The sequence below is a fragment of the Pseudomonas sp. AC239 genome, assembly GCF_979258545.1.
Map to the genome: position 1 here is coordinate 1,486,327 of NZ_OZ409864.1, position 13,635 is coordinate 1,499,961.

The 13,635-nt window shown below is 60.4% G+C and carries 11 protein-coding genes; 7 read left to right on the plus strand and 4 right to left on the minus strand.

What is annotated here, in order from left to right; genetic code table 11:
- The first annotated feature begins 1 nt into the window (after position 1).
- From ahcY to ACZ0AZ_RS06895, 4 genes are all read left to right on the plus strand, one after another.
- Positions 2–1,411, plus strand: a complete 1,410-nt coding sequence (ahcY, locus tag ACZ0AZ_RS06880) for an adenosylhomocysteinase (protein WP_039757587.1) — start codon at positions 2–4, stop codon at positions 1,409–1,411.
- A gap of 186 nt (positions 1,412–1,597) precedes the next feature.
- On the plus strand, positions 1,598–2,443 hold the full coding sequence (gene metF / locus ACZ0AZ_RS06885; protein WP_129997800.1) for a methylenetetrahydrofolate reductase [NAD(P)H]: 846 nt from the start codon (positions 1,598–1,600) through the stop codon (positions 2,441–2,443).
- A gap of 163 nt (positions 2,444–2,606) precedes the next feature.
- Entirely contained in the window at positions 2,607–3,419 is an 813-nt protein-coding gene (locus ACZ0AZ_RS06890) for a substrate-binding periplasmic protein (RefSeq protein WP_039757584.1), read from the plus strand.
- A gap of 221 nt (positions 3,420–3,640) precedes the next feature.
- The gene (locus tag ACZ0AZ_RS06895) at positions 3,641–5,509 is read left to right on the plus strand and encodes a DEAD/DEAH box helicase (RefSeq protein ID WP_129997801.1); all 1,869 of its coding nucleotides are present in this window, start codon (positions 3,641–3,643) and stop codon (positions 5,507–5,509) included.
- A 249-nt stretch (positions 5,510–5,758) separates the two neighbouring features.
- Here the strand turns inward: ACZ0AZ_RS06895 and ACZ0AZ_RS06900 are convergent, their stop codons facing one another.
- From ACZ0AZ_RS06900 to ACZ0AZ_RS06910, 3 genes are all read right to left on the minus strand, one after another.
- On the minus strand, positions 5,759–6,337 hold the full coding sequence (locus tag ACZ0AZ_RS06900; protein ID WP_125925455.1) for a YceI family protein: 579 nt from the start codon (positions 6,335–6,337) through the stop codon (positions 5,759–5,761).
- Between the two features lie 31 nt (positions 6,338–6,368).
- The gene (locus ACZ0AZ_RS06905; protein WP_129997802.1) at positions 6,369–6,920 is read right to left on the minus strand and encodes a cytochrome b; all 552 of its coding nucleotides are present in this window, start codon (positions 6,918–6,920) and stop codon (positions 6,369–6,371) included.
- Between the two features lie 392 nt (positions 6,921–7,312).
- Positions 7,313–9,082, minus strand: a complete 1,770-nt coding sequence (locus ACZ0AZ_RS06910) for a flavin monoamine oxidase family protein (RefSeq protein ID WP_039757578.1) — start codon at positions 9,080–9,082, stop codon at positions 7,313–7,315.
- A 221-nt stretch (positions 9,083–9,303) separates the two neighbouring features.
- On the opposite strand from ACZ0AZ_RS06910, the gene ACZ0AZ_RS06915 reads away from it, so the two are divergent.
- Together ACZ0AZ_RS06915 and ACZ0AZ_RS06920 are read left to right on the plus strand one after the other, a co-directional pair.
- Positions 9,304–10,710 carry an adenosylmethionine--8-amino-7-oxononanoate transaminase gene (locus ACZ0AZ_RS06915; RefSeq protein WP_463537126.1) on the plus strand — a complete coding sequence of 469 codons (1,407 nt, stop codon included), beginning with the start codon at positions 9,304–9,306 and terminating at the stop codon, positions 10,708–10,710.
- A gap of 208 nt (positions 10,711–10,918) precedes the next feature.
- A complete protein-coding gene (locus tag ACZ0AZ_RS06920; RefSeq protein ID WP_463537127.1) occupies positions 10,919–11,638 on the plus strand; it encodes a 16S rRNA (uracil(1498)-N(3))-methyltransferase in 720 nt (239 codons plus the stop codon).
- Positions 11,639–11,780: 142 nt separating this feature from the next.
- Here ACZ0AZ_RS06920 and trhA read toward each other — a convergent pair whose 3' ends face one another.
- A complete protein-coding gene (gene trhA / locus ACZ0AZ_RS06925; RefSeq protein WP_039757573.1) occupies positions 11,781–12,398 on the minus strand; it encodes a PAQR family membrane homeostasis protein TrhA in 618 nt (205 codons plus the stop codon).
- Positions 12,399–12,539: 141 nt separating this feature from the next.
- Between trhA and ACZ0AZ_RS06930 the strand changes: the two genes are divergently transcribed.
- On the plus strand, positions 12,540–13,460 hold the full coding sequence (locus ACZ0AZ_RS06930; protein WP_463537128.1) for a LysR family transcriptional regulator: 921 nt from the start codon (positions 12,540–12,542) through the stop codon (positions 13,458–13,460).
- Positions 13,461–13,635: the final 175 nt, after the last annotated feature.

The window sequence follows — 13,635 nt, forward strand, 5'->3', positions numbered from 1 at the left end:
CATGAGCGCTGTCAACACGCCTGCAGATTTTACCGATTACAAAGTTGCCGACATGTCCCTGGCTGCCTGGGGCCGTCGCGAAACCATCATCGCCGAATCGGAAATGCCTGCCCTGATGGGTCTGCGCCGCAAATACGCTTCCGAGCAGCCGCTCAAGGGCGCGAAAATCCTCGGCTGCATCCACATGACCATTCAGACCGCCGTGCTGATCGAAACCCTGGTTGCCCTGGGTGCCGAAGTACGCTGGTCGTCCTGCAACATTTTCTCTACTCAGGATCAGGCCGCTGCCGCAATCGCTGCTGCCGGTATTCCGGTGTTCGCCTGGAAAGGCGAGACTGAAGAAGAGTACGAGTGGTGCCTGGAGCAGACCATCCTCAAGGATGGCCAGCCTTGGGACGCCAACATGATCCTCGACGACGGCGGCGACCTGACCGAGCTGCTGCACAAGAAATACCCGCAAGTGCTCGATCGCGTTCACGGCGTGACCGAAGAAACCACCACTGGCGTACACCGTCTGCTGGACATGCTGGCCAAGGGCGAGCTGAAAATCCCGGCCATCAACGTCAACGACTCGGTGACCAAGTCCAAGAACGACAACAAGTACGGCTGCCGTCACAGCCTGAACGATGCAATCAAGCGCGGCACCGACCACCTGCTGTCCGGCAAGCAAGCGCTGGTCATCGGTTACGGTGACGTGGGCAAGGGCTCGGCTCAGTCGCTGCGTCAGGAAGGCATGATCGTCAAAGTGTCGGAAGTCGACCCGATCTGCGCCATGCAAGCCTGCATGGATGGTTTCGAACTGGTGTCGCCGTTCATCGACGGTATCAACGACGGTTCCGAAGCGAGCATCGACAAAGCACTGCTGGGCAAGATCGACCTGATCGTGACCACCACCGGTAACGTCAATGTTTGCGACGCGAACATGCTCAAGGCCCTGAAGAAGCGCGCCGTGGTCTGCAACATCGGTCACTTCGACAACGAAATCGACACCGCTTTCATGCGCAAGAACTGGGCATGGGAAGAAGTCAAGCCACAGGTGCACAAGGTTCACCGCACCGGCGCCGGCAGCTTCGACCCTCAGAACGACGACTACCTGATCCTGCTGGCCGAAGGCCGTCTGGTGAACCTGGGCAACGCCACCGGTCACCCGAGCCGCATCATGGACGGTTCGTTCGCCAACCAGGTTCTGGCACAGATCTTCCTGTTCGGCCAGAAATACGCCGACCTGTCGCCAGCGCAGAAAGCCGAGCGTCTGACCGTTGAAGTACTGCCGAAGAAACTCGACGAAGAAGTGGCCCTGGAAATGGTTCGCGGCTTCGGCGGCGTGGTCACCCAACTGACCAAGCAACAGGCTGACTACATCGGCGTCACCGTCGAAGGCCCGTTCAAGCCGCACGCCTATCGCTATTAAGAGCAGCTGCGAGCTTCAAGCTGCAAGCGGCAAGTAAAAGCGGTTGGTTTACTTGAGGCTTGTAGCTGTCGCTGGCTTCTTCATCGTTATTACGCAGCCGCTGGCTGCAAGCTTCAGGTACAGGATCCCGGCGCTCCGCCCTCTTGCAGCTTGAAGCTTGCAGCTTGCAGCTGGAGGCCCCCTCCAATGTCCCAAGACCGTCGCTACAGCTTCGAGTTTTTCCCGACCAAGACCGATGCCGGGCAAGAAAAGCTGCTCGCCACTGCCCGTCAGTTGGCCACTTACAACCCTGATTTCTTTTCCTGCACCTACGGCGCTGGCGGTTCGACCCGTGATCGCACGCTCAACACCGTGTTGCAGCTGGAAAGCGAAGTCAAAGTTCCCGCCGCTCCGCACCTGTCGTGCGTCGGTGACAGCAAGGACGATCTGCGCGGCCTGCTGAACGAATACAAGGCTGCCGGCATCAAGCGCATCGTTGCCCTGCGTGGCGACCTGCCGTCCGGCATGGGCATGACCAGCGGTGAGCTGCGTCACGCCAATGAGCTGGTGGAATTCATTCGCGAAGAAACCGCCGATCACTTCCACATCGAAGTCGCCGCTTACCCGGAAATGCATCCACAAGCGCGCAACTACGAAGACGATCTCGCCAACTTCGTGCGCAAGGCAAAGGCCGGTGCCGACAGCGCGATCACCCAGTACTTCTTCAACGCCGACAGCTATTTCTACTTCGTCGACCGTTTGCAGGCGCTGGGCGTGGATCTGCCAATCGTGCCGGGGATCATGCCGATCACCAACTACAGCAAGCTAGCGCGCTTCTCCGATGCCTGCGGTGCGGAAATCCCGCGCTGGATCCGCAAACAACTGGAAGCCTACGGCGACGACACGCTAAGCATTCAACGCTTTGGCGAACAAGTCGTCAGCGAAATGTGCGAACGCCTGCTGCAGGGCGGCGCACCGGGGCTGCATTTTTATTCCATGAACCAGGCCGAACCTAGCCTGGCGATCTGGAATAACCTGAAGTTGCCGCGTTGAGGCAGCCGCAAGCTTCAAGTTGAAAGCTACAAGCAACAGATCGCAGCCTTCGGCGGCTCCTGCAGGGGTGTCGCGGCTGCGATTTTTTGCGTTTTGAACCTCGGAACAGAGCTTGTGCAGGCACTTTCTGGCTCTTTCGGGTTTCTCGTCGTAATCTCCAGCCATGCCTTTGATCACGCAGTTATTCGCCGTGCTGGTTTTTGCTTGCCTGAGCTTCGCCGCTCGGGGCGAGAAGTTGCGTATTGTCACCGAGCCCTGGGCGCCGTACGTGTACGAACAGGGCGGGCAGAATCTCGGGCTGGACTACGAAACCACCGCCATCGTGTTCAAGCGTCTGGGCATTGAAGTCGAATGGCAGTTCCTGCCGTGGAAGCGCTGCCTGTCGATGCTCGAAACCGGTCAGGCCGACGGTGCGCTGGACATCTTTCACAGCGCAGAGCGTGACGCCACCCTGCTCTATCCCAGCGAACCGTTGTCCGACGTCGAATTCGTGATGTTCTACGCCAACGACCGGCCACATCCTTTCCGCACCCTCGAACAACTCAAAGGCCTGACCATCGGCACCTCGCCGGGTTATCTGTACAGCCCTGACTTCAGCCAGTCGGAGCTGTTTACCCGGGAGCCGGCGCCAACCCATGAAGCCAACTTCGGCAAACTGGTACGCGGGCGTATCGACCTGCTGATTACCGATCGCCGCGTCGGCCAGCATTTGCTCGATGAGCTGAATATTCGCGATCTGATCACGGAAAACCCGACGGTTATCAGCCGTCAGAGCCAGTTTCTTGCGGTTCGGCGCAATGCCGGTATGGATTTGCTGGTGCAGCGATTCGGTGCCGAACTCAAGCGTTTCAAGCGCGAACCAGCCTACGCCGAGCTCAGCGCGCGCTATGGCGCTGCGCCCGTCGACAATGCCTCACTGCGCTCAGCCACGGCCAGCGGCAAAACCGTTGAGCAGCAGGAAAGCAGCGCGCAGTGATTGCTCTGTTATACTCCGGCGTTCCCGCCAGGCTCACGCCCGGACGCCCGGAACCGTAACAGGCCTCTCGACCCGCTACAGCGCAGCTTCCAGCCCGCGCGAGCGCTCCTGACGTGCCTTCGGAACCGCCGCTGGACCGGACGGGATTGCGTCCTCTTAAACGTGATTCGCGCCAGGCAAGACTCCCATTGGGCCAAGCCCTAACTAAAACAGGATTACTCATGTCCTTTGCTTCCCTCGGTCTCTCCGAGGCTTTAGTCCGTGCCATCGAAGATGCGGGCTATACCGAGCCTACTCCGGTGCAACAGCGGGCCATTCCCGCCGTGTTGCAAGGTCGCGACCTGATGGTGGCGGCTCAGACAGGTACCGGTAAAACCGGCGGTTTCGCCCTCCCGATTCTGGAGCGGTTGTTCCCCAACGGTCACCCGGACAAATCCCAGCGTCACGGCCCGCGCCAACCGCGCGTGCTGGTCCTGACCCCGACCCGCGAACTCGCGGCCCAGGTGCACGAGAGCTTCAAGATCTACGCCCGTGACCTGAAATTCGTCAGCGCCTGCATCTTCGGCGGCGTCGGCATGAACCCGCAGGTCCAGGCCATGTCCCGTGGCGTCGACGTCCTCGTCGCCTGCCCGGGTCGCTTGCTCGACCTCGCCGGCCAGGGCAGTGTCGATCTGTCCCACGTGGAAATCCTCGTTCTCGACGAAGCCGACCGCATGCTCGACATGGGTTTCGTGCACGACGTGAAAAAAGTCCTCGCGCGTCTGCCGGCCAAGCGTCAGAACCTGCTGTTCTCGGCAACGTTCTCGAAAGACATCACCGACCTCGCCGGCAAACTGCTGCACAATCCGGAGCGCATCGAAGTCACGCCGCCGAACACCACGGTCGAGCGCATCGAACAACGCGTGTTCCGCCTGCCCGCCAGCCACAAACGTGCGCTGCTGGCGCACCTGATCACCGCTGGCGCGTGGGAACAGGTGCTGGTCTTCACCCGCACCAAGCACGGCGCCAACCGTCTCGCTGAATACCTGGACAAACACGGCCTGCCGGCGGTGGCGATCCACGGTAACAAGAGCCAGAACGCCCGCACCAAAGCCCTCGCCGACTTCAAGGCCGGCGAAGTGCGCATTCTGGTTGCCACCGACATTGCTGCTCGTGGTCTGGACATTGATCAGTTGCCGCATGTGGTCAACTTCGAGCTGCCGAACGTCGATGAAGACTATGTGCACCGTATCGGCCGTACCGGCCGCGCCGGTCGTTCGGGCGAGGCGATCTCGCTGGTCGCGCCGGACGAAGAAAAACTGCTGAAAAGCATCGAGCGCATGACCAGGCAGAAGATTGCCGACGGCGATCTGATGGGCTTCGACTCCAGCACCATCGAAGCCGAGAAGCCGGAAGCCCGCGAGCGTCCGGACATTCGCAACCCGCGCAATTCCCGTGGCCCACGTGGCGATGGCCCGAATGGCGGCGGCGGTGGCGGCGGTCGCAAGGACAAAGGCAAAGACAAGGGCAAGGAAAAACCGGCCGGTGAACGTGGCGAGCGCCCTGCCCGTCAACAGAAACCGCGCGAAGGCACCCCGAGCCGCGACCAGCGCCCAAGCCAGCCACCGCGTGCAGCGGCTGATCGCGCTCCGGACGAATTCCTCGACGACGATATCGATAACTTCGGTAACCGCGTCGACTACGTGCCGAAAGCCGCTCCTGCCGGTGGCCGTGGCCGTCGTCCGGGCGCACCGGCGCAAGGCTCAGGCACTGGCGCACCGCGCGGCGGTCAGCCACAGGGTCGCCAGAACGGTCCGCGCAACAGCAACGGCTCGAGCACCGGCACGCCACCGGCCAAACGCAGCGGCCCGCGCAATGGCGCTCCGCGTGACGGTCAGGGTCGTCGTGACGAATCCGCGCCGCGCAACCGCCGTCCGGCCCGTGACGATCAGCCACGCAGCGAACCGGCCGTGCAGAACCCGCGCAGCAACGGTCCGAAGATCATGCACAAGGAATCGAAAGCCGACCGCTTCCCGACGCCTGAACAGCTCGATCAACTGCCAAGCCGCCCGCGTGGCGAGAAACCGGCTTTGCTGACCCGCAATCGCTGAGTTTCAAGCCGCCATGAAAAATGCCCCGACTCGAAAGAGCCGGGGCATTTTTTTACCTCGATATCTCTGCCACACCGCAATACCCCTGTGGGAGCGAGCCTGCTCGCGAAGGCGGCGGGTCAGTCAGCAATGATGTTGCCGGAATGACCGCTTTCGCGAGCAGGCTCGCTCCCACAGGGGATGTGTCGCAGGCAATAAAAAACGCCCCGGGCCTTTTGACCAGGGGCGTTTTATTGTGGCGAGCGAAAGTTATTTAACTTTCACACCTTCCAGCGAGATATCCAGATCTGCAGTTTGCGAGGTTGGGCCTGGGCCCTTGATCCCGAAATCGTTCAGATTGAGAGTGGTCTTGGCGTTGAAGCCAGCGCGCTCGCCGCCCCATGGATCCTTGCCTTCGCCGTTGAATGTGGCCTTGAAGGTCACAGGCTTGGTCACGCCGTGCAAGGTCAGGTCGCCGGTCACGTCAGCAGTCTTTTCACCGGTCGATTTAACGGCGGTGGAGACGAACTTGGCATCAGCAAACTTGCTCACGTCGAGGAAGTCTTTGCTGGCGATGTGCTTGTCACGTTCAGCATGGTTCGACCACAGGCTGGCAGTTTTCACATCCACAGAGATCTTGCTGGCTTCAGGCTTGGCCGAATCCCAAGAGAAAGTACCGTCGAAATCTTTGAAAGTACCGTGGATGAAGCTGTAACCCAGGTGGCTGATTTTCCAGTCAACGAAGGCGTGCTGGCCTTCCTTGTCGATTTTGTAGTCCGCAGCCATGGCCTGACCAGCCGAGAGCAGTGCAGAACCGATTGCCAGAGCGGCCAGAGTCTTTTTCAACATGCTTTCTTTTCCTTTGAGTCGAGGTTGAATTTCAGGCTTTGCGACCGAGCATTCGAGTGAGGGTCGCATCACGATCGATAAAGTGGTGCTTCAATGCTGCCAACGCATGGAGACCGGAAAAAATTACCAGTGCCCACGCCAGCCACAGATGAATCACCCCAGCGGTATCTGCCTGATCCGGTAGTCCGGAGAGCAGAGCAGGGACTTCAAACAGGCCAAACACCGGGATCCCGACACCGTCTGCGGTGGAAATCAGGTAACCGGCAATCATCACAGCGAACAGCGCCAGATACAGAAACCCGTGGCCGAATTTGGCGCCGATACGGGTCATGCGGCTGTAGCTTTGCAGCGTAGAAGGCGGTGGGCTGATGAAGCGCCACAGCACCCGCAACAGCATCACACCGAGCAGCACCAGACCGATGCTCTTGTGCAGGTCCGGCGCGTCTTTGCGCCAGGTGCTGTAGTAATCCAGCCCGACCATCCACAAACCCAGCGCGAACAGCCCGAAGACCGCCAGCGCCACGCCCCAGTGCATGAAGATGCTGACCCAACCATAGCGCGAAGAAGAGTTACGTAGCTGCATTGCCCAAATCCTGTGAGAACTGCGAACCAAGACTAGCGAGTTATCTATCGAATTAAAGCGGAAAATTTTGCTTTGAAATATCGAGAAATACGATCAAGAGTCTGGAAGTGGCGTGTTAAGGAAAGATTAAAGGCAAAAGTGTGGCGGGATGTTGGTGCAAGGCATTGGAATCGGAATGCCTGCGCCGGCCCCTTCGCGAGCAAGCCCGCTCCCACAGTGATTGCATTCCAACTGAGGAAACACGGTCAAATGTGGGAGCAAGGCCACTTCCACAGCGATTGCATTCCAACAAGCAACACGGTCAAAGGTGGGAGCGGGCTTGCTCGCGAAAGCGGTCTCGGAGGCAAAAAAAGCGCGGCGTAAAAGCCGCGCTTTTTCATTCACCGCAAGGCTTACTGCGCCTTGGTCTCGGTCGTTGCAGCAGGCTTGGCCGCTGGTTTCTTCGCCGGTTCAGCCTTTTTTGCTGCGGGTTTGGCAGCCGGCTTTTTCGTATCGGTTTTGGCTGCAGGCTTCTTCGCCGCAGGCTTGGTCGCTGCTTTCTTTGCCGGCTCGGCTTTTACCGGGGCCGCTGGCTTCGGTGCTTCCACCGGCGCTGGCGCAGGTGCCGGGGTCGGTGCAGGCGCTGGAGCGGCCGGAGCAGGTGCTGGCTCTGGCGCCTTCACAGGCTCAGGCTTCTTCTCGTCATCCGAGCCGCCGAAGAGGTTAGTGAAGAAGTTGCCCTTCTTCGCCGCCACCGCGCCCGCTGCGCCTGCCGCTGCTGCAGCCGGAACCACTTTGACCGGTTCGAACGACTTGCCGGCCGCCAGATCTTCAACCTGGCTGGCCGCGCGCTGGCCGGTGCGCAGTGCGCCTTCCAGGGTGCCCGGGTACAGGGTGTCGGTGTGTTCGCCGGCGAACGCTACGCGTTGCAGCGGACGTTCCCACAGGCGCCAGAACTTGCTGATCTGCCCCGGGCCGTAAGCCAGGTAGGCGCCGCCCATCGACGGGTCGGTGCTGTAGCGACGGATTTCATAACCGGTGAACGAGCCACGGGCCTGTGGATAAAACGCATGCAGACGGATCAGCACCTGATCGACCATCTGCTTGTCGCCGAACGCCTGCATTACACGGGCGTTATCGCCGGACAGGTTGATCACCACATTGGCGCCGCCCTTCAGCGCCGGCTCGATCCAGAGCATGCCTAAACCGGTGTTGCTGTAGATCTCGCCGGACATGCGCGACTTGCTTTCCCACACGGGCGTCTTGAACTTCAGCATGATCTGGTCGCGCCAACCGTAGTTGGTACCTTTGATCGCCGCCAGGTGCTGGGCATCCAGCGCCGGGGTCAGGGCGATCTTGTTCAGTGCGCGCAACGGCACTGCCAGCACCACGTAGTCTGCCTGGTAGCCGACGCTGCCGACCTTGACGGTCACGCCATCCTTGTCCTGAGTGATGGCCGACACCGGAGAGCTGGTCTTGATGGTCTTGATCTGTTTGACGAAGGCCTGGGCCAGTACCTGGCTGCCGCCGACCAGACGCGAGGCGCGCAGGTCGCGGTCGGAAACGCCGCGATAGACGCGGTTCTGCTGAGCGAAATACAGCAGCGACAGACGCGAAGGTTCGTCGTAGTGGGTGCGGATGTCCTGGTTGATCAACTGACGCGCGGTGGCCGGCAGGTTCTGCTTGTCGAGCCAGCTCGATACGGTGATCTGATCCAGCGCATGCAGGGTGGCAGTCGCCGCCGGGTTCTGCGGATCGTCGATCGAGCGCGCCAGATCGTCGAGGGTCTTCTGGTAGCGCTTGAGTGCGTCGGCGGTGGCTGGCTGCTTGGTGGCCAGATCGGTAGCGGAGAAATAATCACCGTCGATCAGATAGCTCGGCGTACGCACGAATTCCGGCGCAGGCGTGGTGCCGAGCTTGAAGGTCGACACGTACTTGTTCAGCACCGGCTGGGTCTTATCGTTGCCGATCCACTCGCTGGTGGCCATGCCCGAGCGACCGCCCAGGCTCGGTTTGGCTTCCAGCAGGGTGACCTGCCAGCCCTTGTTCTGCAGCTCGTAAGCAGCGGTCAGACCCGAGAGGCCGCCGCCGATCACGATTGCGGTTTTATCCTTGGCCAGCGCCGTAACGCTGAACAGCCCCAACATCACCAGCGCACAGGCGCGCAGCCAACCGACAGACATTCAGCGAACTCCGGAAAAACAGGTGGGAAAAGCAGTTTGCGAGCCAGACGACTCAAAGAACCGCGAAGAATACGTTAGCCATCAAAACGCCGCCAGCGACGTCTATCGGCTCAGACAAAGTAGCTCAATCGACACAATGGGTTGTTCCCGCGCGATGCATTGCATAGGCTTGCGCGATTGTTCGCCCGCGCCTGACGCGAGCCGCCTCGAGGAGACTGTAAATGGGCCTGAATAACCAGTGGATGCAACGCGATCTTGCGGTGTTGTGGCATCCCTGCACCCAGATGAAAGACCACGAACAGCTGCCGCTGATCCCGATCAAGCGCGGCGAAGGCGTCTGGCTCGAAGACTTCGAAGGCAAGCGCTACCTCGACGCGGTCAGCTCCTGGTGGGTCAACGTGTTCGGCCACGCCAACCCGCGTATCAACCAGCGCATCAAGGATCAGGTCGATCAACTCGAACACGTGATTCTTGCCGGTTTCAGCCATCAGCCGGTGATCGAGCTGTCCGAGCGTCTGGTGAAAATGACCCCGCAAGGCTTGAGCCGGGTGTTCTACGCCGATAACGGTTCGTCCTGCATCGAAGTCGCACTGAAGATGAGCTTTCACTACTGGCTCAATCGCGGCCAGCCGAACAAGAAGCGCTTCGTCACCCTGACCAACAGCTACCACGGTGAAACCATGGCAGCGATGGCGGTCGGCGATGTGCCGCTGTTCACCGAGACCTACAAAGCGCTGCTGATGGATACCATCAAAGTGCCGAGCCCGGATTGCTATCTGCGCCCCGACGGCATGAGCTGGGAAGAACACTCGCGCAACATGTTTGCCGCCATGGAACAGACACTGGCGGAAAATCATGACAGCGTCGCGGCGGTGATCGTCGAGCCGCTGATTCAGGGCGCCGGCGGCATGCGCATGTATCACCCGGTTTATCTCAAGCTGCTGCGCGAGGCCTGCGACCGCTACGGCGTGCACCTGATTCACGATGAAATCGCCGTCGGCTTCGGCCGCACCGGGACGATGTTCGCCTGCGAACAGGCCGGCATCCGCCCGGACTTTCTCTGCCTGTCGAAAGCCCTCACCGGCGGCTACCTGCCGCTGGCGGCGTGCCTGACCACCGATGAGGTCTACAGCGCCTTCTACGACGACTACCCGACCCTGCGCGCCTTCCTCCACTCGCACAGCTACACCGGCAACCCGCTGGCGTGCGCGGCAGCATTGGCGACGCTGGATATCTTCGAGCAGGACAACGTCATCGAGAACAACCAGGCCCTGGCTCAGCGCATGGCTTCGGCGACGGCCCATCTGGTCGATCACCCCAACGTCTCCGAAGTGCGCCAGACCGGCATGGTCCTGGCCATCGAGATGGTCAAGGTTAAAGCCACGAAAGAGGCCTACCCTTGGCAGGAGCGTCGCGGCTTGAAGGTGTTCCAGCATGCGTTGGAGCGAGGCGCGTTGCTGCGGCCGCTGGGCAGCGTGGTGTATTTCCTGCCGCCGTATGTGATCACCCCGGAGCAGATCGACTTCTTGGCCGAAGTGGCCAGTGAAGGTATCGACATTGCCACGCGTGACAGCGTCAGCGTGGCGGTGCCGAAAGACTTCCACCCGGGATTTCGCGATCCGGGCTGATCGATACCAAAGGTTTGAGAAGGACCCTGTGGCGAGGGGATTTATCCCCGTTCGGCTGCGCAGCAGTCGTGAAATCAGCACACGCGGTACTCCTGAGTCACCGCGTGTGCTGATTTTGGGGCGGCTTCGCCACCCAACGGGGATAAATCCCCTCGCCACAGAAGCTCTTCACTACAATGGCTACGCGCCAATTTTTTAGAGACCCGAAATGAGACTGTCCCGCTTCTTTATCGACGCCCCGCTGAGCACTGGCGAACACGAACTGCCGGAAGCCCAGGCGCATTACATCAGCCGCGTGCTGCGCATGGTCGAGGGCGATACGGTGCAGTTGTTCGACGGTTCCGGCCATGAATTTCGCGGGTCCTTGGTGGATGTCGGCAAGAAACGCGTGGTCGTGCAGATCGACGAGCAATTCGCCGGGCAAATCGAATCGCCGCTGCAGATCCACCTCGGCCAGGGCCTGTCCCGGGGCGAGCGCATGGACTGGGCGATTCAGAAAGCCACTGAACTGGGCGTGACGCAAATCACCCCGATCTTCAGCGAACGCTGCGAAGTGCGGCTCAAGGACGAACGCGCCGACAAGCGCTTGCTGCACTGGCGCCAGGTGGCGATCAGTGCCTGCGAACAGTGCGGGCGTTCACGGGTGCCGGTGATTCATCCACCAGTGTTGCTGGCGGACTGGCTCAAGCAGACCGAAGCCGAATTGAAATTGGTCCTGCACCCGGTGGCCGAGCCGCTGGTGAGCCATGCAAAACCGGCGACGCTGGCGTTCCTGATCGGGCCGGAAGGTGGCCTGACGGACGGCGAAGTCGAGCAGGCCAAAGGCAATGGCTTCCACGCCGCCCGCCTCGGCCCACGCGTACTTCGCACCGAAACTGCGCCGGTGGTGGCGCTGGCGGTAGCCCAGCAACTTTGGGGGGATTTCTAAACCTTTTTGCCGGACTGATCGTTCCCACGCTCTGCGTGGGAATGCAGCCCGGGACGCTCTGCGTCCCAAACAGCGTGACGCAGAGCGTCACAGGAGGCGTTACCACGCAGAGCGTGGGAACGATCAGTCACAGGGATTGCATTTACAGGACGTAAAACAGAATCGCCACAAAGTGCAGCAAACTCCCGGCAATCACGAACAAATGCCAGATGCCATGGGCATGCCGCAGCCGGTGATCGAGGGCAAAAAAGATAATCCCCACCGTATACAACACCCCGCCCGACGCCAGCCAGGCAAACCCGGCCGTGCCCAGTGCGGCAATCAGCGGTTTGACCGCGACCAGCACGATCCAGCCCATCACCGCGTAAATCACGATCGACAGAATCCGCGCTTCGGAGCGCGGTTTGATCTCTTGCAGAATGCCGATCAGCGCCAGCCCCCAGACAATCCCGAACAGCGTCCAGCCCCAAGGCCCGCGTAACGTCACCAGGCAGAACGGCGTGTAGCTGCCGGCGATCAGCAGGTAGATCGAGAAATGATCGACCTTCTTCATGATCGCTTTCTTGCGCCCGCGCACGCTGTGGTACACGGTCGAAGCGCTGTAGAGCACCAGCAAAGTGAAGGCGTAGATCGCCACGCTGACGATCTTCCATGGACTGCCGTCGAGGCTGGCAATCACCAGCATCCAAACGCCGCCGATAAACGCGGCGATGGCTCCGACCAGATGGGTCCAGGCGTTGAGTTTTTCCCCGTGATACATGTGTCGCAGACCTCGTAGTCACTAGCGCAAGCGCGCAAGGCTCGGGCCTTGAGCGTAAAAGCGCAATGTTTCTGTTCAACCTCGCCTGCGCGGCACGTCGGAATTGGGCACAATCGGCCGATACCAAAAAGAGTCCGCGCCATGCTGATCGACGAAGAATTGACCCTGAAAAAACTCGAGGTGTTCCTCGCCTTCATGCGCACCGGCAACCTCGCCCGCGCCGCCGCCGAACTGCAGACCAGTAACGTCAGCGTGCACCGCGCGATTCACTCGCTGGAAAGCGCCCTGCGCTGCCCGCTGTTCAAACACGAGGGTCGCAATCTGACGCCGCTGGAAAGTGCTTATGTGCTGGAAGAGCGCGCGCAGAAGCTGATCAACGATGTGGTCGACAGCGTGCGCCTGACCCGCGAAGCCGCCGGATTTTCCGCCGAGCGCTTCAAGCTCGGCTCGCTGTATTCGCTGACGGTGAAAACCGTGCCGCAGCTGATCATGGGCCTGAAAATCCGCCGCAGCGAACTCAACATCGACCTGATCCTCGGCTCGAACATCGACTTGCTCTACAAACTGAAAAACATGGAAGTCGACGCGATTCTGGTGTCGCTGGACGACAGCATCAACGATCCGGACTGCGAGCAGATTGCGCTGTTTTCCGACGACATCTTCCTCGCCACCCCGGCGGATTCGAAGTTTGCTCAGCGCAGTGAAGTCGATCTGGCGGAAGTGCGTGACGAAACCTTCATCACCCTGACCCAGGGCTTCGCCACCCATCAGGATGGTGTGCGGGTATTCAAACAGGCGGGGTTCGAGCCGAAGGTAGCGATGCAGGTCAACGACATCTTCACCCTGCTGAGCATGGTCAGCTCGGGCGTGGGTTATGCGTTGCTGCCAGGAAGGATTGCGGCGGTGTACGAAAATCGGGTGAAGCTGATCCCGTTGCAGGAGAAGTACCGGTTGCAGCAGCACATTGGCGTGGTGTTTCTGAAGGCCAAGGAGCGCGATCCGAACTTGTTGGCGTTATTGGCGGAGTGTCGGATGTATGCCAATCGCCAGGTTGGGGTTTAGATCAAGATCAAGAGCTCCCCCTCACCCCAGCCCTCTCCCCCAAGGGGGCGAGGGGGGAAAAGAGCAGATCTTCATGGGTTTCAAGACCTGAGTTCGACACAGGAATGTCAGGTCGGTGTAACTCGAACAAGCACGTCGGTCAGTCCCCTCTCCCCCCGGGAGAGGGCTAGGGTGA